Below are 26,369 nucleotides of genomic sequence, written 5' to 3'. Positions count from 1 at the left end.
AACTTCCTACGGTTGAATCTCTTGGATTTCGAACTATAAGCACCTGTGCTTGGAAACTCTGTCATTTGAACAGCCCATCAATAGCTATAACATCTGCGGGCAAAAAAGTAGGGCAAAACATGAGGAAACGTGCTTTAAGCTTATACGCTGTAAGCGAAAACTCATCCTCAAATCGATTGCGCCCACCGGGTTTTATTCGGAAGGTGTTTCGCCGAAAGCTCAAGCGAGAGATTCGGAGTAAGCGCGCACGAATGACAGAACTGAATCGCGAACGCAGATACTCGGAGGCACTAGTGCTTTGTCGCCAAATCTGCCAATCGAGCTTCGCGCGCCCTCAGGATCATTTCCAACGAACTAAAATTCTTCATGCGTTGGGTAAGGGCGCTGTAGTCAAGCGATATGTCGACTGGCTCTACACCCTCTTTGATCGCCAACAGATTTCACGGGCGGATTTGGCTTTCCGTCTGTGGAAATCATGGCGACCGAAATCGGCGATGGACGTTCTGGGGGAACGTCAGAACTGGCAAACCAACGCAACCGCCGAGCGGAGCGCCCTGTTGTCGCTGGTTGATTTGCGCCGCTATATCGAAGCGCGTGAGCTGAATTCAGATCTTAAACACGTGAGGCAAAGCAGCCGCCTCAATAAGCGCATCAATACTGCGCTTAATGCGTTGTCCGCTGAAGGCATATCCGCCGAGGCAGAGGAAGACATCGCCTTTTCGGTGCTTAGGCATTGGGTCAAATGCCAAAAAGAGCAACCGACGCAACCCTACAAGGCGCACGCCGGTCGGGTTCTGTTGTACAATCATTCGCTGGGAATTGGCGGAGCCGAGAGGCAGGTTACACATCTAATCGCAAACCTTGCTCAGGACCCTTTGGTTTCGTCTTTGCATATGCTCACAAAAGAGCAGCCCAAAAACGTTTACAAGCTTCCAAGCGGGTATAGCAAACTGTCAAATCATCAATTTGATGACATGCCGGTCTCGCTGCCCGACCCGTGGAAAGACGAGCCTACTCTACAGAGTGTTGCGTCACTATCTGAAGCGATAGGAATGCGGTGGCTTCGCGCGGCTTTGGGCACCCTTTACGAGTTGCGTCCGGAGGTTGTGCATATAAGAGGCGGCCTACACGCCGAACTTGCGCTGGCAGCGGTTATCTCAGGTACGCCGCGTGTTGTTGTGCATTTCGGATCGATGACACGCGGCCAGCAGTCGTCGGGGTCCGAGATCGAAAGCCTGCGCGAGAGGCTGTCCGAATACACCATCAAACTATGCGCGGGGTTCCCGCAGGTTGTTCTGGCGGCAAACAGCAGGGCCGCTGCTAATGATTGGGCCCAAGCAACAGGTCTGCCCGATACGCGCTTTACAACCATTTACAACGCCATTGAGCCCAAAGAACTTGGCTTTGAGGAACTGAGCCCACCAAATCCAGATTCCGGCCAACAATTGACTGTTGGCGGCGTCTTTCGGTTTTCTCCGGTGAAAGATCCGCTGCTATGGGTCTCGGTCGCCAAAAGAGTGAACACCGCAATCCCGGGTACCCGCTTTCTAATGGTCGGTGATGGACCCCTGCGGAAAGACATCGAAAAAGCCATTGCATCAGCCGGGCTGACAGATCAGTTCGTACTGCCCGGCCTGGTGTCCGAGGGCTTGTTCGACTATCTGCGGCAAATGGACTTGTTCCTAATGACCACGTGTACAGAAAGCCTGCCAAACGCGGTGATCGAGGCTCAACTCGCAGGATTGCCCGTTGTCGCCCCGGATGTTGGTGGCATAAACGAAGCAATTGCCGACCATGACACCGCAAGGCTGACAATGCGAAGCGCTGATGCATTGGCTCAGGCCGTTATTGACGGGTTGCAAAATGAAGATTGGCGCGCATCTGTGCATGCGCGTAGTCCGGGTTTGATCCTGAACAAATTCTCGCGCGCCGCTCAGCTGAATGCTGTTAAAACAGCTTATGGGTGGTGCTAAAATATGAAATACAGGCCAGAAATTGACGGCCTCCGCGCGCTTGCAGTGATCCCGGTTATCCTTTTTCATGCAGGATTCCCCTATTTCACAGGAGGTTATGTCGGCGTAGATGTGTTCTTTGTAATCTCTGGGTATCTCATCACAACAATTCTCGTTAGCGATCTTGAACAGGGTCGCTATTCGATCCTTAAGTTCTATGAGCGTCGCGTAAGGCGCATCATTCCTGCCCTTTTCTGCGTCGTGGTGGTAAGCTTTGTCGCGGGTTGGTTCATATTGCTTCCGGCAGATCTCAAAAGCTTCTCACTCAGCGTTTTTGCGGTCACAACGTTCTGGTCTAACTTCTTTTTCTGGATGGAAAGCGGATATTTTGACACCGCGACCGAACTAAAACCACTTCTGCATACCTGGTCATTGGCTGTGGAAGAGCAATTCTATATCTTCTTCCCGATTGCGCTCGCGCTGCTCTGGCGATTTGGCCTCAAGATTGTCTTTGTCGTGCTAAGTCTGATTTTTGCGGTCAGTTTTGCATTTGTCACATGGGATCTCGGCGCGTTGAGCAAACCCGAAGCCGCATTCTACCTGCTTCCAACCCGCGCTTGGGAGTTGATGGCCGGCGCGCTTGCCGCACTTTATATGGGACGCCCAAACCCGTGGCGACCAAGTTCGGCCCTGTCCGGAGTTCTATCGGTTCTGGGTATTGCGCTGATCCTGTATGCTATCCATTTCTATGACAAACACACGCCTTTCCCTAGCCCTTATGCATTAGCACCTGTGCTGGGAACCGTTCTGATCATCTTGTTCGAGCGTCGAGGCACGTGGTCTTTCCCTATTTTGGCCAATCCGGTTTGCATAGGTGTCGGATTGATCAGCTATTCTGCATATCTTTGGCATCAACCCGTTTTGGCCTATGCCCGATATCTGAGTTGGCATGAGCCGCCGCTTTGGTTGATGGCAGTGCTGTGTGGCTTAACGCTGCTGCTTGCATTCCTTAGCTACAAGTTTGTTGAAACGCCCTTTAGAAAAGGTCCGATTTTCCCCGGTATGACAATAATGTTGCCGGCAGGGACGGCCGGGGTCATGCTGATCGTGGCTGGGCTGACTATCACTTGGACGCAGGGTGTACCGGGTCGCTATGCCGCAAACCATCAAGCCGTATTCGAACAATATGATGATCCAGCAAACTATGTACGCGGGCAGTTCTCAGAATTCCAAAATGCAGAGTTTGATGGGACTGATCAACGAAAAAAGTTGCTGATTATCGGTGACAGCTACGCGCAGGACATGCTTAACGCCGTGCTGGAATCTCCATTGGCAGACAAGTTTCAACTTTCGACCTTCTACATATCTGGGCGCTGCGGTAACCTGTTCCTGAAACGTGATTTCACGGATCTTATCGCTCCTAAAGATCGTGAGTTGTGTGCAAAAAGGCCAGGCTACGAGGACGAAACGCTGCAAGCCCGGATAGAGCATGCGGATGAAATCTGGCTGGTATCCAGCTGGAAAGATTGGCAAGTCGAGAATCTGCCTGAAAGTCTTGAAAACCTTGGCGACGTGACACTGGCAAGAATTCGGGTTATGGGACGCAAGAACTTCGGTTCCGGTATGTCTCTCAAGCGCTACATGACGGAATTCGAAACCGGCAACGAGAACATAATGGTTGAAATGAGCCAAGGCCATTTGGCTACTAATCAATCCATGAACGAAACTCTATCACCGGCACAATTCGTGGACATCTCAAACCTGATGTGCGGCAATGGTAAAACGTGTCGCAATACGAACGAGGACGGGCTTTTGATTTCATATGACGGAGGCCATCTGACCCGTGCGGGCGCAATTATGCTGGGTCATCGCTTGACCGAATGGCTGGAATAATGATTTGAGAAGGCTCTCAACTCGCATCCAGAGCCCTAGGGTGTTCTTAACTAAGCAACAAAACAAGGAAACAGACGGGTGCAAAAAGTTCTGATTACCGGCACAGCCGGGTTTATTGGTTTTCATCTTGCCAAACTGCTGCTCGCGAATGGAGACAGAGTGCATGGCTTTGACGGGATGACAGATTACTATGACGTCCGTTTGAAACAACGCCGCCATGCCGCACTGTTGCAGAACCCCAATTTTTCCTGCGATGAAGGAATGCTGGAAGACGCGGAGAAATTCGATGTCGTCGCCGACGGCTTCGAGCCCGATGTCATCGTTCACCTCGCGGCACAGGCCGGTGTCCGTTATAGCCTTGAAAATCCCCGCGCATATATCGACAGCAATGTCGTTGGCACGTTTAATGTCATGGAAGCCGCACGCCGCCACAAGGTTCAGCATTTGCTCATGGCGTCCACTTCCTCGGTTTACGGTGCCAACACAGATATGCCGTTCGATGAATGCGAAAAAGCGGATACGCAGCTGACTATCTATGCGGCGACCAAAAAAGCAAACGAAAGCATGGGGCATTCCTATGCCCATCTCTGGGATCTGCCCACAACCATGTTCCGGTTCTTTACAGTTTACGGCACGTGGGGTCGGCCTGACCTTGCACTCTATAAATTTGTCGATGCGATACTGAATGACCGTCCGATCGACATCTACAACCACGGTGATATGTACCGCGATTTCACTTATATTGACGACCTAGTACGAGCGATCTCACTTCTGATCAAGGCCGTTCCAGTACGCCCGGAGAATCCGGAAGACATTGAAGAAGGTGACAGCCTAAGCCCGGTTGCACCTTACCGCGTCGTCAATATAGGTAACTCGGACAAAGTGCGGTTGCTGGATTTTGTCGACGCAATCGAAGATTGTCTGGGCAAGAAAGCTATCAGAAACTACATGGACATCCAAATGGGTGATGTCCCGGCAACCTGGGCAAACGCGGACCTGCTGCAGCGTCTGACCGGATATCGCCCTCAGACCGATTTCAAAGATGGAATTCAGAAATTTGTCGACTGGTTTCGCGACTATTATGACAAATAGAGGACAAAGCGCACCTTTCGTAGACATTGCCCAATCGTCAGGGTGCAGGTGCCTGCGCTTAGACAGGACGCTGTGAAAATGACAATGCCCCGCTTATTCCGCCTGACATACACTGGCACATTCAATCTAAGACGCCTATTAATCCTGTCGTGATAAACGGGGCAATTCAAAACATTCGTCAGGCATTAGGCCAAGTCAGTGACCCGGCAACTTTGTTCGCCAACATCGGCTCTGTGGCTGCTCTGGCGGTTTCAGGTGTTGCGCTAAACCTGTTGATCGGTAGGTACTACGGCTTTGAGGGGCTCGGCGTATTCAGCCAAGCCCTGTTGTTTTTCCTTATTCTGGGTCAGGTATCGGCGGGTGGCTTTGCCTTTGCGGCACTATACTATTTTTCCCGCCATGGCGCATCGGACCCCAGCGCACGTACCTATTTGATAGCAGCTTTTTTGCCCGTTCTCGCGGTTGGCATGCTGATGGCATTGCTGCTGTGGCACGGGGCACCGGTCATCGGTTCAGTTCTCGACAGCCCAGAGCTGGCAGAAACCATGCCTGCGGTCGGGTTAGGGGTAATGTTGTTTGGCCTCAACAAGGTTGGCGTTCACTCGCTCAATGGGATGGAACATCTCAAAACCTATGCGGTCCTGCAGGGTATTCGTATGCCAACTATGCTGTTGGCATTTCTGGCTTTGCTAATCCTGCACGCCCCGACAGGGTGGTTTGGATGGCTGTTTGTGGCATCCGAGGCACTGATATTTGCGCTCATGCTGGTGATGCTTTGGCTCTATACTAGGGGAACACGTCTGGAGTTTAGTAGACTATTTGCGGTCATGATCAGCGAGAACGGACGTGGTTGGCGGGGTGCATTAATCGGATTGCTGTCGGATGTGAACAGCAGGATAGATGTTTTGGTTCTGGGTCTTCTGGCATCCGACAGGGTTGTGGGCATGTACGCTCTTGGCGCGATGTTTGCAGACGGATTGCGTATGCTTCTCGCTGCGGTCCAAAGCGTCATTAATCCGCGGGTTGCCAACTATTTGTTCCATCAAGACAGGGCTGCATTTGACAAGTTGTATTCTTCCTTGGCGTTAGTTGGCAGGGCAATCAGTATCGTCACGCTGATATGCGCTTCGGGGTTGCTGATTTTTGCCGCCCCAGTGCTGCTGGGTGCCGAAGATAGTCGAACCTCCACCGAAGTATTTTTAATCATGGGCCTCGCGACGACAGTTGCAGCTCCTGCGATAGTTCTCAATCAATCGTTCACCCAGGGAGGGCAACCAGTCTTACAAACAGCGTTCTTTGCGATCCTCGCAATGCTAAACTTGGTGTTCAACCTCGTGCTGATCCCGTATTTCGGCCCACAAGGCGCAGCGGTAGCAACGGGAATCGCAGAGATCGCGCAGCTTTATCTGCTGCGGGTGTGGAAACCCAGATTGTTCGGTACGACTTGATATTCCGGCTTCAAAGAATGGTCGCACGTCTGATATGCCCCGTGAATCAATACCGTCTGGGGATTGACAGAATCCTCGTCATGGCTTTGTCGAAATTCACTCCAACGGTCGCCAGGTATTCGCGAAGATCGTCCATCCTGGGTTCATTTTCGATTTGAATACGTTCGGCACCGAATTCTCGTGTGATCTTACCGTCGCGAATTTGATTTGAGCGGAAGGTATCAAACTCGGTAAACCCAGCAACCGTGCGGTAGATAAAGTTGTAGAACGGTGCCGTTCCGTCGCCAATTCTCCACGTAGTCGGACAACCCTCTGGGACTTCAAAACCATATTCGTCGATCAAAACGCGTTCGACGGTTTCTTCTTCCCACGGGATATAGTCAAAAAGCTGAATGTAGTCATGCTTGAGGAAATAGCTCGAGATGAACGCTTCTATGCTGTCCAGTAGCGAGCGGTTCAGATAAGCGGGGTTCCGCAGAAACTGACCTGCATAATACGACATGTAACGGAACTTTTCGATCATCGACAGGTTCCAAAGCCGCCGATTCCCCTCATTGATGCCAGCAAACCCCGCTTTGAACCAAGTCTTCTCGTAGCGCCCGTTCTCGCAAAAGATAATCGCGGGCACATCCAGTTCTTTCTGCAAGCGGTTCGCGTGCTGATAAAACTGTTTATCACCCGCTGTGAATATCGGAACCATCCCTAGTTCCGGCCGTTTGAGCCATGCTTCGATATTCTTGCGGATGTTCTCTTGCTTACGAGGAATGTCCGCCGAAACGATGATATGCTCGATGCCCAGTTTGGCGCAGACGCGCGATGTGTTGCGTCGGGCCAAGTCTGTCACCATGCCCCAATCGTAAGTGAAGGCAATCGGGTTCAGCCCAAGTTCTGTCTTTGCAACGTGAAGACCATAGCAGCTGTCTCGTCCGCCACTGACCGCCATAAGGCAATTTGGGCGATCTATGATGTTGCGTAATTTTTCGAGCTGCGCATCCAGTTCGTCGCGCTCTTTCAGCGGCGTCAGAAGGCTGTTGCGGCACCAGTTGCATACACCAGCATCATCAAACTCGATAAAGGGCATCGTGTGGGGCAGCAGACAGTTTGTGCAGCGGCGTAGCTCGGCTTTTCTTGGGTCCGTTAGCGCGCTTAGATCTACTGGTTTCGTAGTCGCTGCTGGTTTGATCGCCTTTTGGTCGTCGGTCACGCACCAGCTGTCTACAGTGCCCGGATCATAGCGGCGGACATCACCTTTCTGGATACCAACGCTCGCAAGATGCGCTTCCATCAACCGAAGCATTTCCCGCTCGGACATAAGAATCCGGCCGACCGGAGCACCATCACGCATCAACCGCGCCTCATAGAGCGAGCCATTGTTAGATGCCGCATGTATTTGACCGAACACGGTGTCAACCATCAGGTATGATACGACCCCCTGAAGATCGTTCAGCGTGGCCACATTGGCGTCCTCGGCGGAGTTGCCAGCATCAAGATGGTGGCGCAACCGGGTTGGGATTGCCAAGCTGTCCAGCTCGGGCACGGGAAGGTCAGGGGCAAAGAATTCGCTGTGATTGACAATCACCCCGTTATGCACCCCCACAAATCCTTTGTCATCAAAGGGTTGGTTATTGTCATGAAAGGCTCTGAGACCATTTGTAACCAGCCTTGCGTGACCAATAATTGCAACACCGCCGTTGTCGGGATTCACAAAGGCTTTTTGGGAAAACTCGGCGAATTCCGGACCTCGAACGATTGCAGACGCAGAACTTGGGCGCTTGATGTAAAAAGTCCGCCCGTTTTGATAGGTGCAGACTCCCGCCGCTTCCCGGCCCCGCCGTTCGGCAATCAGGAGCATTTCGCGCGTCAATCGGGTCAGGATTGCCGCGTCGAGATTGTGATTGGCATCGAGCGAAAGACAGAAAATCCCGCACATAGGCGTTCAACCCTTTAGTTCGTTGTTCGGCATTCGGACCCTGACTTCGCTATCCCAAAAAATGCTGCAACGCCATTGCTGTTTGCAAGATGCGTTCGTTATTTGCACGCCCAGTTCGCTGCGCGCTCAAAATGCGCTCAATGTAATCAGGATTGAAAAAGCCAACGCGCTCGACGGCCCCACGGCTGAGATAATGATCGATCACGGGTCCGAATTGGGGACCATTTATCCAAACAGTAGTCGGAACCTCGAATCCCATCTTCTTATACGGACCAAGCGCGGCTACGGCATCGGGTGCGCTCTGCTGCAAATAGTGGTTCAAGGCTTTCTTCAAAAGCCGCTTGGGATCTGTCGCGTGGAACCGGACCCCCAATGGCAGAGTTTTAACCAGCTCCGCCATTTCAACATCCAAAAGCGGAATCCGCGTCTCGACACTTTGCGACATATAGGCGTTGTCGTTCGGAACCAGACTGCAGGATGCCAGAAAGCTCTTGATATCAATGTATGAAAGCTGGTCTATCAGGGGCCAGTCCTCGATCCGCTCGCGGTATTGGGTGAACGCAATCGCTGGATCAATTTCACCAACTATCGCATAGGCTTCCGGTGTCAACGCCTCTTTCCAATCACGATAGCGAATGACTTCTTTGAAACCGTAGAAGCTGCGTAATAGATCACCCGTCACGGATTTTGCAAAGCTTTGCGCCATGAAACTAAGCGGAAGTCGGCTAGATCCAGCTGGCAGCAGATCGGTGGCATTGGCGATCAGAGATCTGACGGGCGCGGGAAGGTATCGGTAGTAGCGTGCGATATTCGCAGCATGAAGAGTCGGGTAGCCGCAGAACAACTCGTCACCACCTTCTCCGGTCAGCACCGCCTTGTAGCCCTGCGCGCGAATTTCTCCGGCAAGGGCTTCGGACGCCGAATTGACCCAGACTCCATAAGGCTGACCATGTCCAGCATAGCGATTTGGGACAATGCTAGCGAATTGTGCTTCGCCAAGACGTAAAACATGATGCTCACGATCCAGCGCCTTGGTCCAGGCAGCAGCCAATGGGCTTTCGTCAAAAGCGGCCTCGTCATATCCGACCGTATAAGCTCGGCCGGTCCCCCCTTGCGCCCAGGCCGCCGCAGAGACTGCCCGGCTATCAAGACCTCCAGACAACAGTGTCCCGACAGGTCGATCCGCCATCAGGTGCCTGCCTACCGCCCGTGGAAGCACATCGGCAACTGCCGCAATCGCATCGGCTTCATTGCGACGGCTATTGTCGGGATTGAAAGTCATATCCCAATAGCGGTGTTTTTCCTGACCTTGCGCAGTGCAAACCAAAGCACATCCCGGTTCCAGCGCCCGTATATCCTCAAATGCCGTAAAGGGCTCGGAAACATACATACTGCCGAGAAAGGTGGCGAGCCCTTCGGGGCTATATTTGTTCGAGAAGCCCTTGACCGATTTGAGCGCATTGAGCTCGCTGGCAAATAGCAGATCACCAGGCACCGACAGGCTCTTAAGAATATAAAGGGGTTTCATGCCAAAGCGATCGCGGGCAATGATCACCTTGCCCTTGCGCAAATCGTAGATTGAAAAGGCAAACATTCCGTTGAGATGATCCAGAACTTCAAGCCCAAATTCCTCGTATCCGTGAACCAGAACTTCGGTATCAGTGTCGGTGGAAAACCTGTGTCCCATTTCCGTCAGGCTGCGTACGAGGTCTGGAGCATTATAGATTTCGCCATTCATTACGACGACGACAGTGCGGTTTTCGTTCCAGATCGGCTGGCGACCGTTCTCCTCACCGACGACCGCAAGACGTGTGTTACCCATCCAGACGCGATCACCGTTAAACTGTCCACGTTCGTCAGGACCACGATGATGAAGCCGATCCAACATCGTCGCGAGACAAGCTTCAGCTTTTGTTGGGTCAATGGTCTGCGTTAGCGCCAAGATACCTGCGATGCCGCACATTCCTCAGGCGTCCCGCTGTTTTTCAGCAATCATATACATTACATCGCCGGTCGGCACATAGATGGTAAGCTTGCCCAGACCCATCTTCACCGCGAGCTTTCCCAATGACTTCGGCAACAGGCCAACCCTACCCGCCTTGTAGACAATGAACGCGACGTTGGCGTATTTGCCCATAGACTTGGAATATGATGTGTATAACCCAGCACTTTTCAGCGCCTGCACCATCGCGGGACGAGTAAAAAATGAAAGGTGTTCCGGTGGTGTCATAAATGGCCACCGACGGCCTGTAAGCTTAGCCATATTCGCGCCAATATCTGGGGTTGTTACGATCATACGACCTCCCGGCTTGAGCCAGCTTGCTGCGCGCTTCAAAACTGGTTGCGGATCGTATACATGCTCAATTGTGTCAAAAATCAACACACCATCGAAACCACCGTCCGGGAGACTGGGGTTGAAATCTTCAACTGATTGTGATCTCAGCCTGTCGGCAGGTAAATTCGGAAGCCTGGTCCGTGCCTCCTCGATTCCGGCCTCTGAAAAGTCCATACCATACCAGTTGTAAGTATCTGCACAGGTTGCGATAAACTGCCCTGCTCCACAGCCAATTTCCAGCAGACTATCCTCGGGTTTGAATCCGGCGCGAGCCATCAAATTGTGGCGACGCTCATACTCAAGCTCTATGGCTTTTGGATCGGTATATTTGGCTTTCTGAAAATAGAGGGTCCCATAGAGCTCTTGAAGTTCTGCACCAGAAGGCTCTGGGTCTATTTGCTGAAACCCGCATGCGCCACATTTGAACAGGTCAAACTGTCCAAAGCGATAGCCCGATCGCAGTTCTGTTGTACCGCCGCACAGGCGGCACCGTTCATGCAGCTTCATCTTTTTGCGTGGTGCCTGCTTCTATACGCGCCAAGGCCGCGTCGGTACGGGCTTGTGCGATACGGATGGCTGAAACCTGATCGCAAACGATCCCCATGAAAAAGAGGATCAGAGATGTCAGAAGCATCACAGCGCCAAGGACCGGCAGACCCAGCCCCTGTGCGACAATCACGATCACCGAGTAAACAATACCCAGAGCGGCCAGCGTAAACGAGGGCAACAAGAACAAGCGAATTGGATCATATAAGGCCACAAGACGGGTGATCAGGAGAAGCACATTAAAGCCATCCTTGATTACAGAAACCGATGACTTGCCAACCCTTTTGCGAGTTTCAATGGGCATGAAGCTCACGTCGAATTTTTGTTTGAGATAAAGGATCAGCGATGTTGCGGAGGCTGAGAATCCATTGGGCAACAACTCTGCGAATGACAACAGCTGAGTGCGTCGGTAGATCCGCAAGCCGCAATTCAGATCGGGGATTTGCTGCCCCACCAGAAGCCTCGAGAACCCCGACAGTATCATCTTACCGGGTTTGCGAACCGGGTCCACATGAGAAGATTTGCTGCGTGCACCAGAAATCAGCGCGGGCTTGGTCCGCTGCCATTGCTTGATCAATGCACGGGCCTGTTGGGCCGTGAACTGACCATCAGCATCAAAAAACATGACAAACGGAGTCGTGGCCTCTTTCAAACCTGTTTTCCATGTTCCCCCATAACCACGATTGCGAGGGTGCGAAATAACATGAGCCCCTGCCGCACGGGCAACTTGGGCCGTATTGTCAACGCTTCCATCGTCAACCAACAGTAACGTCACTTCCGGAAGCTCATCCCGCAAATCGCGGATCACCGAACCGACGGCCTGTTCCTCGTTATAGGCAGGCAATATGATTGTGATATTTTCCGGTGAAAATTCTTCCACGGTTCAGCGCTTTCTATGGCCTCATCGATATTGCTGTTAACAGGGGACATGCTTTCTTACAAGCGCGGTCGTGGCTGCTATTGTGCGCGTCGGTAGTATGCAAATGGACCAAGTTCCAACTGCAAGTCAAAGCCATACTCGGAGACAAGCCGTGCTTCTGCCAGTTCTTGCACGACGCGACGATCAATCACCACATCTGGTGAACCAAGCACATCCACAAATCCAGTAATGATTGGAACCTGAGCGTCGGGATCACGTCGCGCTTTGCGGATGGCATCAATTTGGTCCATCAATGCGCGATGCTCGCGCGAATCAAGGCGACCGCTGTACGATATGAAGTTATTGTCCTTGCGATTAAAAGTCAGCGGTAAGAACGCGACATAACGTAATGCGCTAGAAAGATAATCATAGCGCAAAACTGGGGTGATCGGACCAACGCCGTCGATTTCAGCCATCTTCTGAGAGAATTGTCCAAACTGCGTCAGATTGGTATCTTCTATGCTCTGACCTTTGGTCATGCGATACAGACCGTGGCTGGTAGACGGGTAGGCAAACAACCAGACCCAGACGGCGAGCGCTATCGTACAAGTTGGAGCAAGGCACGAGGCCTTGGGCTTAAACCGCTGTGCCAGATATGTGATCAGCATAAACATGCCAATATATGTTGCGGGAACTCCAAAACGCGTGGCTCGAATGAAATCAAGCTGCAGAGGGCCACGCGCCTGCGCCGCCGCAATAGCTTGATCAATAGCAGAAATACCCAATGCCAAAAAAATCGTGGTGGTAAAGAAACCAGCAACCCAATACCACGACTGCGAAAAAGACAGACGTGACCGTAGATGCGAAGGTAGAACGCTTGTAAAGGTGACGACCAATAAGGATAATCCCCCAACAACGAACAACACGCCGAAGAAAGGTACCACAACTCGATCCGCCCACTCCATGCCCGGTACGCGAGAAATCAAGATAGACATGCGTCTGACGCCTCGCAATGTTGATAGATGATCAATCGCCATGCCGACATTCGCATAAGGAGAATTTGCAAACTGCTGCAAAGCCTCCTTGTCCCCTGCAGCGAAGGTTTGAGAGAACAACAAAGCATACGGGCTCATCAGCGCGAGATATAGCACCCCGGCAAGCACATGATGAACGAAAGCATAACCCCAGCCTTGGCCCTCACTTCGCCGCAACAAACTGACAAACAGAAGAGCCAGAGCAACAGGTGGGCCAGAAGGAAGATGCAGGTAGCTCGCAGCGGCAGCGGCGGTCATCAGTGCATAGGGTCTGGGTCGGGAGGGTGATATCAATATCAACAAAAGCCAGGGCAACGCTGCACCGTATGCGCTGCGCAGAAGCGGTGAATAGTAGTGACCCCATAAATCACCGGAAATCGTAAAAACCGTGGGAATGCTGATCAGTGCAAGAGCGATCGCAACATTCCGATTTAAAAAGAGCTGTTTACCAAGAAGGTAAAAGCCGCCCATCTGCGCCATCGCTATTGGGAAACATATGATCACATAAAAAAAGCCGAGCTCAACCCCTGCTAGCCCAAGCAGATAGTTGGGCCACATCAAAGCTGCCTGATAAAAACTGGTTGTGCCATCGACGCCCAACAACACATCATCCATGAACGCTTCGGGCTGAATCCAATGTGCGATGATATAGAGAATGGAACCGTTGTCACCGTTTTCGATCACGAATGGCGCACGTGTGTTCAAGGCGAGAAACATTTGAAGGAGAAACGCCACGCCGACAAAAATTGCCCATGCTGACCACTCCGAACCGTATCGCCCAACTGCAGAGCGGTGCTGAAGTTCATCAAGATTGTCAGACCCGTTTTGACGCATGGGTTCCATTTGTTAACTTTCAATCTATCGATATACGAATCCTGCAACCAAAGACGGCTTCGCGGTCACAACTGTCTGGTGATATTTGTCAGCTCGCGGATATTACATAGCACATAGTAGATCTTTGAGCTTCTATCCCTCTTCCGCATCTGTCCACGTCAGACGCAATTACATGCGTGCGCAAAGTCACCCTGCTAGGCTCTTACGACATTTTTCGCACCAGTAACATATACACCTCTTGTGTCGATGATGAGCTGAGCGTGCTTGGTGATCATTTCATAGTCAAACTTATCATGATTGGTCGCAAGAATGATCGCATCTTGCGCGGCCAGCACGTCGGGCGTCAGCGCTTCGGACGACAAGTCGAACTGGTGTTCCCTCATATTTGGGAAAACCGGAACATGTGGATCGGAATAGCTTAGGACACCACCCCGGTCCCGAACTTTCTCCATCAGCGCAACGGATGGGCTTTCACGCATATCATCTACATTTTTCTTGTAGGCGATCCCCAGAACCATGATTTTACTCCCGCGAACCGATTTGGAACGCTCGTTCAAAGCCGAGGCGAGCTTGCCAAAGACATAGTCCGGCATTGCGGTGTTGATTTCACCGGCCAATTCGATGAAACGCGTATTTACACCGTATTCACGGGCCTTCCAGGTCAGATAAAAAGGGTCAATCGGTATACAGTGCCCGCCGAGGCCAGGGCCAGGATAGTAGGGTGTAAATCCAAACGGTTTTGTTGCCGCTGCTTTGATCACTTCAAAGATATCAATTCCCATTCGATCGGCTACGATCTTCATCTCGTTTACAAGACCAATGTTCACTGCGCGGTGGATATTTTCTAGAAGCTTCGTCATTTCGGCGGTCTCAGTCGAACTTACTGGTACCAGACTGTCAATCGCGTGATTATACAGAGCGAGACCTGCTTCAAGACAAGCTTCGGTGTGACCTCCAACGACCTTCGGAATAGTATGGGTAGTAAAATCTGCGTTGGCCGGGTCTTCGCGTTCTGGAGAGTAGACAGCAAAAATTGTCTCGCCAGCCTTTAAACCATTACGTTCCAGACGTGGCAGAACTTCATCCTTCGTTGTGCCTGGATAGGTGGTGCTTTCCAATGCTACGACCTGCCCTTCACGCAAGTACGGAGCGATCTGATCGCAAGTACTCGTGACAAAGCTCATGTCGGGCTCGCGATACTTGTTCAGAGGAGTCGGTACGCAGAGCATTATTCCATCGGCTTCTGCAATCCGTAAGAAATCGGTTGTCGCTTCAAAGCCATTCTCGCGCGCTTGTCCAATACGTGCATCTTCGATGTGTTCAATGGAGCTATGTCCGCTATTCAACTGGCGAACACGCTCTTCATCCAGATCAAAGCCCAGAACTTTGTATCCGATTTCTGAGTACCGAAGCATCAGAGGTTGGCCGACATATCCTAGTCCAACAATACCGATTACGGCAGTTTTGTCCGATAATTTCTTGAGTAGATTATCCAAACACATTTTTTGTGAAGAAGAAGCGTTCATTGAATCATACAGACCATTTTTTAAAAGTTATTTCAGACCGAGAGAATTTTCCCGGCGGGCTCTTTAGGTCGGCTTTTATATATTTGCACAAGGATGGCAAACAAAAAACTGTTACCGAGCTTGTCTAGCTTCTGGACCTATTAATTTGGTTGCCGTCATCCCGCCTGCGTGATTCATGCCCGTGAGTTTCAGGGGTGTATCATGAGCAATCTATTCTGGCTGACCGACGAGCAGATGTCTCGCCTTCAGCCTTACTTTCCAAAGTGCCATGGCAAGCCAAGGGTGGACGATCGGCGTGTGCTCAGTGGTATTATCTTCATCAATCGCAATTGGTTGCGGTGGTCCGATGCCCCTCGCGAGTATGGTTCACCAAAGACGCTGTACAACCGGTGGAAGCGGAGGAGCGATATGGGAGTGTTCGCTCGGATCATGACTGGGCTTTCTGCGGAGGGAAGCGATCATTAAGACCATCATGATTGACGCGACTTACCTCAAAGCGCACCGCAGGGCTTCCAGCCTGCGGTTTAAAAAGGGGAGTGTGGCAGGCTGATAAGGCGCACCAAGGGTGGTATGAATACGAAACTGCATGCCGTTACCGACAGTCTGGGACGCCCCATCCGCTTCTTCATATCCGCTGGGCGGGTGAGCGATTACACGGGGGCCAGGGATCTGGTGAACAGTCTGCCATCGGCTAACTGGCTGCTGGGAGATCGAGGTTATGACGAGGACTGGTTCCGCGAAGCCCTTAAGGACAGGGGAATAAATCCCTGTATCCCGGGTCGCAAATCACGCGATAAACCTTTCCGGTACGACAAGCGTCGCTACAAACGTAGCAACAGGATCGAGATTACGTTTGGACGTCTGAAAGACTGGCGCGGGGTTGCTACGCGCTTTGACCGATGCCCAAAGGTCTTCCTCTCTGCCATCGCTCTAGCAGCTACCGTGCTATTTTGATTGTAAATCAATGAGTCTGGAACCTAGAGGTATCTAACTGGCAAATATGGCGCTTCGAGGGGGCTGGAATTCCCGACCTTCGATTACGAAGAATCTGCTCTACCGGTAGAGCTATTGAGGCGCTCCATCTAGTAGCGCGATGCGGGCCATGCATCGCCGGTTCGCTCAGGCAGTGGTGTTGACCCATTCGCAATCATCCCGCATCCTGACCCCGACTTGATCCGCCTGGCGGGTTTGGTTGGTTAATCACATATTTACCAAGGTCAATTGAATGCTCGGAGAATCGCAGAAGACCTATGTGCTGGATACCCACCGGCTGCGCGATCCAGAAGAGACCCTTGCCATCGTCAAACCGTTTCTCAAAGAGATGGGCATCACACGGATCGCAAATCTGACCGGACTTGATCGGATCGGGTTGCCGACCGTGATGGTGACGCGGCCCAATTCGCGCTCGGTTGCGGTGTCGTTGGGCAAGGGATTGTCGCTGAGTGCGGCGCAGGCCTCGGGGGTGATGGAGGCGATCGAGTCGTGGCATGCGGAACGGATCGAGCTGCCGCTGCGGCTGTGCAGCCACACCGATCTGGCGCAGGAATACGTGGTCAATGTGGACCGCCTGCCCCGCGTAACCGGCGGGCAGTTTGACCCGCATCGTGCGATGCTGTGGGTGCAGGGGAAGGACTTGAACGCGGATGCTGCTTGCTGGGTGCCCTATGAGATGGTGGATACGGATTACACGACCTCTATGGCCAACGGACAGCGCGCGTTTCCGCGTACGACAAATGGTCTGGCATCGGGAAACGATGCCGCTGAGGCTAGCTGCCACGCGATCTGCGAACTGATCGAGCGCGATGCCACGACGCTGTGGCATCATCGGGGTCCAACACCCCGCGTCGATCCTGATACAGTCGATGACCCGCGCTGCCGTCAGGCCATGAGCTTGATCGCAGAGGCGGGGCTGGAGCTGGGGATCTGGGACACGACCTCGGATATCGGCATCGCCAGTTTTCGCTGTGTAATCTGCGAGACCGGCGAGACAAACGGCCATATCGGGATCGGGGATGGCTGTCACCCCGACCGCGCCATCGCGCTGCTACGCGCGCTGACCGAGGCGGCGCAAACACGGCTGACCTATATCTCAGGCGCGCGGGACGACCTGGACCCTGAGGAGTTTATCGACGAGGCGCGCCAGTGGCGCGGACGGTATATTCGCGAGCTGATCGAAGGCGCAAAGCCGACAAAGCGTTTTACGGATTGCCCCTCGCATGTAACAGGGTCTTTCACGGAGGATCTCGATCTGCTTTTGTCCCGGCTGTCTGAGGCCGGGATCTACCAAGTGATAACGGTTGATTTGTCCCGACCCGGGATCGACATCGCGGTCGTCCGCGCGGTCATTCCGGGGCTGGAAGCCCCGCATGACGATCCTGACTTCATCGCCGGTCCGAGGGTGCGGGCGGTGTCGGCATGACCGTCGTTGTTTTTGTTGGACCCACGCTGCGACCCGAAGCCGTGCAGGAGCATCTGAATGCAACAATCCTGCCCCCGGTTCAGCAGGGCGATGTGTATCGTGCGGTGCGCGACAGGCCGCAAGCAATTGGCATTATCGACGGGTATTTCGACGGGGTGCCTTCGGTCTGGCACAAGGAAATCCTGTGGGCGCTGGAACAGGGCATTCCGGTATTCGGCAGCGCCAGCATGGGTGCGTTACGGGCGGCGGAACTGGCTGATTTCGGGATGATCGGCGTCGGACGGGTGTTCGAGGATTACCTGAGCGGCGCCATTGCAGATGACGATGAGGTCGCGGTGCTGCACGGCCCCGCCGAGCTTGGCTTCATACCGTTGAGTGAGCCTATGGTCTCGATCCGGGCCACGCTGTCCGCAGCGGTGAAGGCCGAAGTGGTGTCGGAGGATGAGGCACAGATATTGCTGGGTGCAGCCAAGGCGCTGCACTATCGCGACCGAGTTTGGGACAAGGTGATTTCGGCTGCAAAGACCGACACAGACTCGGCGACGTTTCGGAACTGGTTGCCCGGCGGGCAAGTGGATGCCAAAGGCGACGATGCACGCGAGATGCTGGCGCAGATGGCGCGGTACCTGGAAGCAGGTTCCGACGCGCCGGAATCGACACGCGTCGAACGAACTCTGGTCTGGCGTGAACTGCGGACTCGTGTGGATTCCGAGACCGCTCCGCATGACCCGGATGCGTGGGCACTGGTGGACGAGCTGCGGCTGGACCCAGCCCTTTATGTCCAACTACGCGACCGCGCCGCGCTGCACCTGTTGGCGCGCGACGAAGCATATCGGATAAATCACCTGCCTGATCGGGATACCTTGCGAAAACAGATGGCTCAGCACCGTCGCGCGGCCCGCCTGCCCCGCCACTCCGATCTGATGGAATGGTTGCAGGACAACGATCTGACGCTTGCTCAATACGAGGCATTGCTGGCGGACTGTTCCTACAAAGATACGGCCATCACAGCGCGCGCGGATGAGCTCGACTTTGCCCTGCTAGCCCAGCTGCGCCACGATGGTCGCTATGGCGCGCTGCGTGATCGGGCGCGACGCAAGGCCAGCCGGATAGCGGGGCTGGATCGGGTGAATGGTTCTGCAAACAGAATGCAATCGCTGCTCTGGTATTTTGAAACGCGGCTTGACCAGGCGGTGCCAGATGATCTTGAATCCCATGCAATCGCGCTTGGTCTTGACGGGCGCGAGGCGTTTCTTGATCTGATTGAAGCTGAATACATGTTTTGCCACACCGAAGGTGAACCGGGACAATAACGGGAGGGGACAATGACGATCTGGCCCGACTATTCGGACAACGAAACTCCGGGCACACGGTTCTTGCTTTACCCGCAATCGCCCTTCTTAGAGCCGAATTCGAAACCTGAACTGGTCGAGATCTCTGCCCCGCAGGGTACGATCGGACCCGGCCCATCGGGACCGCGAATGTATGCGATGTACCCGGTCGACAAGACGATCCCCTATGGCGCGATGATTGAAGGCGAAGAAGGGCCCGAGATGTATCTGCCCGCCTGGGATGGCTATATCTTGCCGCCCCCTGAACCCGACGAGTTCGGAAATTTTATCCATATCGATCCCGACGATCCGGCCTTTGAAGCTGCCCATCTGTTTGGCGCAGCGCATTTTACGATGGATGTATGGGAGGGCTATTTCGGCCGCCCTATCCCCTGGCATTTCGAGCGTGATTTTGAACGGTTGGAACTTTCCCTACTGCCCAGCCTTGATAACGCGCATATCGGCTGGGGATTTCTGGAAACCGGCGGCACCCGAGAACATGGCGACGAATACCGCCCCTATAGCCTTAATTTTGACGTCGTGGCGCATGAGATCGGCCATGCCATCATCTACAGCGTCATCGGCATGCCGTCAGAAGAGGACGCAACTGGTGAGTATTATGGATTTCATGAATCAGCAGCAGATATGGTGGCACTGCTTGCATCACTGCATTTCGGTTCAGTCGTAGATGAACTGCTGAAGAACACGCGCGGGAACCTGTATACCTATAACCGGCTCAGCCGTTTTGCTGAGCTGTCCCAAAACTCGCAAATCCGCATCGCCGCTAATGACCGGACTCTGTCCGAGTTCTCACATGGCTGGTCCAGTGAACACGCGCTGTCGGAACCGCTGACCGGGGCGATGTTCGACATTCTGGTCGATATCTACCACGAGCGGCTTGTTGCACATGATGTGATCGACCCCGAGATGGAGGAGCTTTCGGATGAGCTGGAAGGCTCTGACGAATACAACGCGATCATGCAGGATTTATTCGACGAGCATTACGCCGCTGACCCGGAAGGATTCCGCGTTGCGCTGATAGAAGCGCGGGATTTGCTGGGAACCTATCTTGCCGACGCTTTGGACATGCTGGATGCAGATATGTTGAGCTACTTCGGGGTTGAGCGTGCGTTGGTTGTTGTTGACCAAGAGATCACGGGAGGGGCATTCCGCCAGATCATCGAAGGCAATTTCCGCATGCGCGACATCGGATTGGCACGCCCTGGCCCACGTCTGACTAAGCCGGATGGGTCGAGCCATGCAGCATCGGTTCGAACACTAGCGCCCGAGCCAAAAGAACCTTAAAGTCTTTGTTTTTACCTCGGTTTTATGTCAGGTTACGGGCACGGGGTGATAATTCGACAAACGAAGCGCAGACCAATGCGCAAACCGGGACGGACGTGGCATAAAGCTCCGTCAGCCCCCGATAGGGAGAAAGTGATATGTCTGAGTCGTTACTCAGTTTTTCCGAGGTATTATTGTTTGGGCGAGAGTTAAGCGATCTTAAACTGCGGCAGAAATCGGTCCGGCTGGCAATTGAGGTGGCGACGAATTTTGATTTTTCAGATGAGATCACCAAGATTGATGGTGTGGCTGTCCGCGAAGATGATCGGATTCTTGTGCAGGTTGGAGACAGCGCAAACAACAAGTCCGGGATTTACAAGATCATCAAGGACCAGAACGACGGCGACAAGCTGAAACTGGACAAACGTAAGAAGGTCTCTTTTGAATCATTTGTCTACGTTCGTCGGGGACGCGTTTTCAAACACACATTCTGGCAGCAGACAGCAAACAGCCACAGCAAGCAGTTGTTTGTTGAACAAGATGACCGCAGAAAGGGTCGCGGCGTCAACAACTTCATCGGGGACCAGTTCGGAGGCGATGCCCGGCTGGCCCGAATCTATGGCTTCGCATATGACGGCACCTATTACGAAATGCCGGAACCGACGATCTTTCTAGTACATGGTGCAGGCGACAGCGCCACGGGTGGCAACCTGCCCTATGGGTTCAAGCTGCAAACCAGCAATGACGCCGACGCCCAGGACACCACGCAACAGGCGGCACGTGCCCCGATGAACCCATCGGTATCAGGTGTTGCAGCCGCGGACTACCAGATGGCGAATGACATCCGTGTCTGGAACTATGATCAGGCCGACTACACCATCCGCATGGATATTGCCGCCGGTCAGATCGAGGAAGTACTTCTGGACGTCTATTTCGAATACGACGCGCCAATGATGGCTGGAGCCAAGGTATCGGGTGCCAAGGTGAGCGGGGCCAAGGTTTCTGGCGCCAAGGTCAGCGGAGCCAAAGTGTCGGGTGCTAAAGTTTCAGGTGCCAAAGTCAGCGGTGCAAAGGCCCGCGGGGAATAGGGCCTGATTAAGCAAAGCGCTGTTGGGTTAAGCCTGATATGACAAGTGTTGCTGGCCACATACGTGCAGGTGTGTGGGCAGCAGCAACTTTATGTCAGCTTCGAACCCAATCCAGGATTTGTCGCACCGCCCTATTTCTGCATGGGGCGAAGCTTCGAAACTTATTACTCAATGAAAAACGCGGGATGGTAAGTTACCGCGCCGTCAGGTTGTTTGCCATTTAAGACTTGCTGCATGAAATACTCGGGCGGCACGCCTTCAAATCGAAGCCTGTCATCTCGTACAAACCCGAAACGCGGATAATAATCCGGGTGCCCCATAACAACACATCCATTTGCATCCAGAGCGCGGAGCTTCCCCAGCCCATCTTGGATAAGAGCGCCACCAATTCCTTTGCCCTGGTGGTCAGGGCGGACGGATACTGGCCCCAGGCCATACCAATTCATGTCTTTGCCATCAATCAGGATCGGGGAAAATGCAGCGTGGCCTAACAGCTCCCCATCTTCCTCAGCGACCAATGACAAGGTGAGAGCGGAAGCTTCGCGCAGGCCATCGACTATAGCAGCTTCCGTGCCTGAACTGTGCTCTGCTGTAGCAAATGCTGCCTCAGTGACAGCCTGAATGAGCGCAATGTCAGCGCCTGTTTCGTTACGTATTATCATAACATCATCATGCTGTTCTGTTGCTTAGCTGTCGCCCAACAGAGCGGCGACCGATAGCCGATATGCTGTTAGAGCCGGAGTTTCGCGACACGGTCAAGCGCTTACGGCGCAGTTTACCAATGATGTCGAACGTGCAGTCGGATAGCAGGGATCTGTCAAGCGTATTGCACACAACATGCACTATTTTTCCATTGGGATTGCGTTCGTGGCGGATTGTTCCGCCTTGAGCCAACATGTGCAGGACGCGTTGTTCAGTTATTGATATATTCATGGTTACCTGCGGAAACTTCTAATTGTGCGTCGTTGCATCGGACACCGCGCCGGATGAAAGGCGGCGGCGCAGGACGCATCCGTTCTTGCCTCTCAGAATCCAGCCTTTTTCAAACCTTCGACAAAATGCTGCGTATCGTCGGACAGGCGGTCTGGTTGAACCTTGGCCCAGCGCGAGAGTGAGAAATTAGGATGCGCCGCACGGTGTTTGTCAGCGATCTGGCGGGCCATATCCAGTTCGCCCTTATGAGCGTAGCTGGCGGCCAGTACGCGCTGCCCTTCGGTCGGGTTGTTCATCTTGTTCACGCACGCGATCACGTCGTCGTAGCGCTTGAGGTTGTAATAGGCTCCGCCTAGATGCCACAGATATTGATCAGGGAAATACGGGTTAAGGCGCATTGCCTGTTGCAGATGCTTGATCGCAGTATCGTTATCTCCCCAATGAGCTAGTGCGTCTGCGTAGTCCGAGTGCATATCCGCGTCGTTGGGGTTCAGCTGCAGGGCGCGCTTGTAGGATTCGATCGCGGAATCGAACTCTTTTCGATAGAGTTGTACATAACCCAGCTCTCCAAACCCCCGTGCATCGGTCGGGTCGAGTTCCACGGCACGTTGGGCCAACGATAGTGCCTTGTCGAGCGCGCTGTTTGGGTCTTCAGTCCACGAATAGCGCCAATCAATATTCAACGTGCGCGACAGGGCTGCTGCAGCACGTGCATAGCCGCCGTCACGCTCAAGAGCGGATTCATAGCAATGCTGTGCCTTGCGGTTATCGTTGCGTGTGTACTTGAAGATATGATGCTGCCCCTGAAGGACAGACCCATAGGCCCGCAAGTCCGACGGGATCGCCTGTACCATACGCTGTTTTTCATGCGACTCGATCATCACCGCGGTGGCTGCAACAATGCATTCAGTCACTTCGTCCAGAATGTCGAATATATCGTCGAGCTTGCGGTCAAACCTCTCGCCCCAAATGGTGCGTTCAGTGTTGGCGTCAATCAGCTCGGCCGTGATCCGGATTCTGCTGGATGATCGGCGCACGCTGCCGCGCGCGATGTAGCGCACGTTTAGGCGCCGGGCAGCTTCCTGAGGCGACATTGACTGGGTTTTGAAGAAGAAGGACGAGTTTCGGGCGATGATGAACAGGTTCCGGAACTTGGACAGGTTCATGATGATGTCATCGGTCAGCCCTTCGGCGACCCAGTTATCATCTTCCTCACCACCTTGACTGGCAAACGGCAATACTGCGACCGAGGGGATATCGGGCCGTTCGAGCACTTCCAACTGCATCTCAGGACGCAAGGTGGCGGCCATTGTCGCTCCTTCGACCTCGGTTCGAACACAGTAGGTCGCGACCGGAGACATGATGTTCTTGAGCTGTTTGGGGCCAAGGAATTCATAGCCATAACGCAGCCGGTTGCGGATCTGCTCATAAACGGCCGCACTGACAAAAACCCGCTCGGGCTCGGCAATCTCTTGCAGGCGGGCGGCGATGTTGACGTTGTCGCCGTGGATGCCACGCTCATCCATCAAAACCTCGCCCAAATGAACGCCCGCACGGAATTTAATGTGCTGGCCGTCCGGCCGCGTCAGATTATGCTCGGCCGCAATTCGATGCAGTTCGATGCTGAATTCAACCGCGCTGGTGGCCGTATCAAACAATGCAAGAATGCCGTCGCCGCGCACCTCAATGATTTTGCCCTGATACTTCGAGCAAGTCTCTTCGAGCTGGAACAAAAGAGATTTCAACGCGTTATACGTATCCATCTCGTTCTCACTCATCAAGCGGGAATAGCCAACAACATCGGCAAACAGCACCGCCCCAAGCTTTTGTCTGATTGAAGTGTCCGAACCGGTCGTATTCACTGGGTGCACTCAACTGCGTGGTCTCGTCGATTCCGACAAGAGCGTTTTAATAATATACCAAGCAAAATTCGCATCATTTCAAGTAGCAGAACCGCATTCAGGCGGCCAGGACATGCCTGTTGCCCCAAAACTGACCACCGTTTCCCGGCCCAGTTCCTGTGCCAACACGTTCCGACGCTCAGCCCAGTCCTGTTGCAACATACCGACGACCACCATGTCGTGAAACTGCCCGTCCGCGAACCAAGCCTGCCGCATCGTGCCTTCGATCTGGCAACCCAATCGACTGATCAGATCGCGGCTGCCGTGATTGTCGGCCCGATAATAAGAAGTTATCCGGTTAAGTCCTAATTGCTGAAAGGCAAAATCTAACATCAATGCAACAGCTCGCACCGCCACGCCCTGACGCCGCAATGACTTTTCTACAAAAACCGGAACAACCGCATCCCGATTGAAGGGTGAAATCGATTCGAGACCAACCACGCCCACCGCATCTCGATCATCATTTTCAATCACAAACCAACATTTTTCCTCTCTGTTAGAAATGCCAACAGCGCCTTCCCATGCGTGTTCGGTTTGCGTCAAATTTTGCGGAATTCGCGTGGTTCTGTCGAACAGAGCTAGGTCTTGAGCATCCTGAAACCAGCGGGTCACGATCTCAAGATCAGCCTTTTCCAGAGGGCGCAGCTTGAACTGCCGGTATGAGGTATCGGGCAAAGGAAACGACCTCCTGAAACAAAATGAAATAATCTATGCGTGCGATACTAGCACAAATATCCCAGAAACAAGAAAGGGTTATTCACACAAGCCTGACGTCGGCTGCGACCCGCTGAACGGGGCAACCAGTCAAGTCCGAAGAATGTTTGAATAGTGCAAGCGAAGTCCTAATCAGCGCTTCTCGGCCCGGATCAGGAAGATGTTGCGTAGGTAGATCGACAAACCCATCGACTGGCCCAGAATAAACACTGGATCACGGCGATAGATCGCATAGCTGAGAAGTATCAGCCCGCCGCCAATCGAAAGATACCAGAAGGCCATCGGTATGACCGATTTCTTTGCGCGTTCTGATGTAATCCACTGAACGATGAAACGAGCGCTGAACATCAATTGACCAGCCAGACCGATGAATACCCAAAGGGCCTCGGTCGGGCTGTCGACGTGCAGGATTTCCAGAATGGTTTCTTTCACGACCGGTTTGCCTCGGTTGCTGAAACAGATTTGGCGCGGCGGGTCAGCCAGACAACGCCGAACAAATCCCAAATGCCGACCATGGCCCGCCCGAAATTGGTGTATTTTGACTCACCGGTCATGCGCTGCTGATGCGCCACATCAACCAGTGCAACATTCCATCCGTAGGCTTTGAACAGCGCTGGCAGGTATCGATGCATATGGTTGAAAAACGGTAGATCAAGGAACGCCTGCGTTCTGAACGCCTTGAATCCGCAACCCGTATCGCGAGTACCGTCTTTCAGCATCCAGCCCCTCAAGGCATTCGCAAATCGCGAGGCGAGCTTTTTTGATGCGGTATCTTTCCGACCGACCCGTTGCCCCGCCACAAGACCGACCTGCGCATCATCGCCAGATACCAGCGGCGCCCAGATCTTGGGCAGTTCTTCTGGCGGGTTCTGTCCATCGCCATCCAGAGTGCAACAGATATCGGCGCGCGCGGCCTTGACGCCAGAATGGACAGCGGCACTTTGCCCACCTGCCGTTTTATGCCGTAGTATGCGCAACTGCGGGCATTCTTTCTGCATCTCCTGCAGCGCCGCAAAGGTACCATCGGTCGAACCATCATCAACCGCGATGATCTCGAACGCAGGAAGATCAGAAGCGGCGTCGCAGATCCCCTGAATCAATCCAGCAGCGGCCCCTTGCTCATTATGCATGGGAATCACAACCGAAACTGTGGGTCGATTATCAGCGTTTTCCTTAGGTTCGGTCGACATCGCAATCAAAGCTTCTTGGATACAGTCACCGGGGTTTGTGATTGATCAGACCCCGAAATT

General features: G+C 53.3%; 20 protein-coding genes and 1 pseudogene. 9 read left to right on the top strand and 12 right to left on the bottom strand.

Features of this window, described 5'->3' with window-relative positions; all coding sequences use genetic code 11:
• Window positions 1-251 precede the first annotated feature (251 nt).
• The 4 genes from G7G_RS0119170 to G7G_RS0119155 all read left to right on the top strand — a co-directional run bounded on the left by G7G_RS0119170 (window position 252) and on the right by G7G_RS0119155 (window position 6,385).
• On the top strand, window positions 252-1,973 hold the full coding sequence (locus tag G7G_RS0119170) for a glycosyltransferase (RefSeq protein WP_010443081.1): 1,722 nt from the start codon (window positions 252-254) through the stop codon (window positions 1,971-1,973).
• A gap of 3 nt (window positions 1,974-1,976) precedes the next feature.
• Window positions 1,977-3,845 carry an acyltransferase family protein gene (locus G7G_RS23755; RefSeq protein WP_010443080.1) on the top strand — a complete coding sequence of 623 codons (1,869 nt, stop codon included), beginning with the start codon at window positions 1,977-1,979 and terminating at the stop codon, window positions 3,843-3,845.
• Between the two features lie 78 nt (window positions 3,846-3,923).
• On the top strand, window positions 3,924-4,937 hold the full coding sequence (locus G7G_RS0119160; protein WP_010443079.1) for an NAD-dependent epimerase/dehydratase family protein: 1,014 nt from the start codon (window positions 3,924-3,926) through the stop codon (window positions 4,935-4,937).
• Between the two features lie 149 nt (window positions 4,938-5,086).
• Window positions 5,087-6,385, top strand: coding sequence for an oligosaccharide flippase family protein (locus G7G_RS0119155; RefSeq protein WP_010443078.1), 1,299 nt, complete (start codon window positions 5,087-5,089; stop codon window positions 6,383-6,385).
• 46 nt (window positions 6,386-6,431) lie between these two features.
• Here the strand turns inward: G7G_RS0119155 and G7G_RS23350 are convergent, their stop codons facing one another.
• The 6 genes from G7G_RS23350 to G7G_RS0119125 form a co-directional block, all read right to left on the bottom strand.
• The gene (locus G7G_RS23350) at window positions 6,432-8,315 is read right to left on the bottom strand and encodes a lipopolysaccharide biosynthesis protein (protein WP_010443077.1); all 1,884 of its coding nucleotides are present in this window, start codon (window positions 8,313-8,315) and stop codon (window positions 6,432-6,434) included.
• 49 nt (window positions 8,316-8,364) lie between these two features.
• Entirely contained in the window at window positions 8,365-10,278 is a 1,914-nt protein-coding gene (gene asnB, locus G7G_RS0119145) for an asparagine synthase (glutamine-hydrolyzing) (RefSeq protein ID WP_010443076.1), read from the bottom strand.
• Between the two features lie 3 nt (window positions 10,279-10,281).
• A complete protein-coding gene (locus tag G7G_RS0119140) occupies window positions 10,282-11,157 on the bottom strand; it encodes a class I SAM-dependent methyltransferase (RefSeq protein WP_010443075.1) in 876 nt (291 codons plus the stop codon).
• Window positions 11,144-12,076, bottom strand: a complete 933-nt coding sequence (locus G7G_RS0119135) for a glycosyltransferase family 2 protein (protein WP_010443074.1) — start codon at window positions 12,074-12,076, stop codon at window positions 11,144-11,146. The genes G7G_RS0119140 and G7G_RS0119135 overlap by 14 nt, the downstream gene beginning before the upstream one ends.
• A 77-nt stretch (window positions 12,077-12,153) precedes the next feature.
• On the bottom strand, window positions 12,154-13,923 hold the full coding sequence (locus G7G_RS0119130) for a hypothetical protein (RefSeq protein ID WP_139056627.1): 1,770 nt from the start codon (window positions 13,921-13,923) through the stop codon (window positions 12,154-12,156).
• A 194-nt stretch (window positions 13,924-14,117) separates the two neighbouring features.
• Window positions 14,118-15,449, bottom strand: coding sequence for a nucleotide sugar dehydrogenase (locus G7G_RS0119125; RefSeq protein WP_238528835.1), 1,332 nt, complete (start codon window positions 15,447-15,449; stop codon window positions 14,118-14,120).
• A 201-nt stretch (window positions 15,450-15,650) separates the two neighbouring features.
• Between G7G_RS0119125 and G7G_RS23995 the strand changes: the two are divergent.
• The 5 genes and pseudogenes from G7G_RS23995 (at window position 15,651) to G7G_RS0119095 (ending at window position 21,571) form a co-directional block, all read left to right on the top strand.
• Window positions 15,651-16,403: pseudogene (locus G7G_RS23995) on the top strand (IS5 family transposase).
• 271 nt (window positions 16,404-16,674) lie between these two features.
• Window positions 16,675-17,868 carry a YcaO-like family protein gene (locus G7G_RS0119110; RefSeq protein ID WP_010443069.1) on the top strand — a complete coding sequence of 398 codons (1,194 nt, stop codon included), beginning with the start codon at window positions 16,675-16,677 and terminating at the stop codon, window positions 17,866-17,868.
• Window positions 17,865-19,181 (top strand): TfuA-like protein, encoded by a 1,317-nt coding sequence (locus G7G_RS0119105; RefSeq protein WP_010443068.1) that lies wholly within the window; start codon window positions 17,865-17,867, stop codon window positions 19,179-19,181. The genes G7G_RS0119110 and G7G_RS0119105 overlap by 4 nt, the downstream gene beginning before the upstream one ends.
• A 12-nt stretch (window positions 19,182-19,193) precedes the next feature.
• Complete coding sequence (locus G7G_RS0119100) at window positions 19,194-20,504, top strand: gluzincin family metallopeptidase (protein ID WP_010443067.1); 1,311 nt, start codon at window positions 19,194-19,196, stop codon at window positions 20,502-20,504.
• 137 nt (window positions 20,505-20,641) lie between these two features.
• A complete protein-coding gene (locus G7G_RS0119095; RefSeq protein ID WP_010443066.1) occupies window positions 20,642-21,571 on the top strand; it encodes a pentapeptide repeat-containing protein in 930 nt (309 codons plus the stop codon).
• Window positions 21,572-21,735: 164 nt separating this feature from the next.
• On the opposite strand, the gene G7G_RS0119090 is transcribed toward G7G_RS0119095, so the two are convergent.
• From G7G_RS0119090 to G7G_RS0119070, 6 genes are all read right to left on the bottom strand, one after another.
• Window positions 21,736-22,233, bottom strand: a complete 498-nt coding sequence (locus G7G_RS0119090; protein ID WP_010443065.1) for a GNAT family N-acetyltransferase — start codon at window positions 22,231-22,233, stop codon at window positions 21,736-21,738.
• 7 nt (window positions 22,234-22,240) lie between these two features.
• Complete coding sequence (locus tag G7G_RS23990) at window positions 22,241-22,504, bottom strand: YjhX family toxin (RefSeq protein WP_010443064.1); 264 nt, start codon at window positions 22,502-22,504, stop codon at window positions 22,241-22,243.
• Between the two features lie 92 nt (window positions 22,505-22,596).
• Window positions 22,597-24,366, bottom strand: coding sequence for a tetratricopeptide repeat protein (locus G7G_RS0119085; RefSeq protein WP_010443063.1), 1,770 nt, complete (start codon window positions 24,364-24,366; stop codon window positions 22,597-22,599).
• 78 nt (window positions 24,367-24,444) lie between these two features.
• A complete protein-coding gene (locus G7G_RS0119080; protein ID WP_010443062.1) occupies window positions 24,445-25,080 on the bottom strand; it encodes a GNAT family N-acetyltransferase in 636 nt (211 codons plus the stop codon).
• Window positions 25,081-25,251: 171 nt separating this feature from the next.
• Window positions 25,252-25,551 (bottom strand): lipid-A-disaccharide synthase N-terminal domain-containing protein, encoded by a 300-nt coding sequence (locus G7G_RS0119075; protein WP_010443061.1) that lies wholly within the window; start codon window positions 25,549-25,551, stop codon window positions 25,252-25,254.
• Window positions 25,548-26,309: a glycosyltransferase family 2 protein gene (locus tag G7G_RS0119070; protein WP_010443060.1), complete on the bottom strand. Its 762-nt coding sequence runs from the start codon at window positions 26,307-26,309 to the stop codon at window positions 25,548-25,550. Before G7G_RS0119070 ends, G7G_RS0119075 begins: the two co-directional genes overlap by 4 nt.
• Window positions 26,310-26,369 lie beyond the last annotated feature (60 nt).

Origin of the sequence: Ruegeria conchae (genome assembly GCF_000192475.1) — a bacterium.
In the GTDB taxonomy this organism is placed as follows: Bacteria; Pseudomonadota; Alphaproteobacteria; order Rhodobacterales; family Rhodobacteraceae; genus Ruegeria; species Ruegeria conchae.
This window is presented reverse-complemented; position numbering and strand designations above follow the sequence as displayed.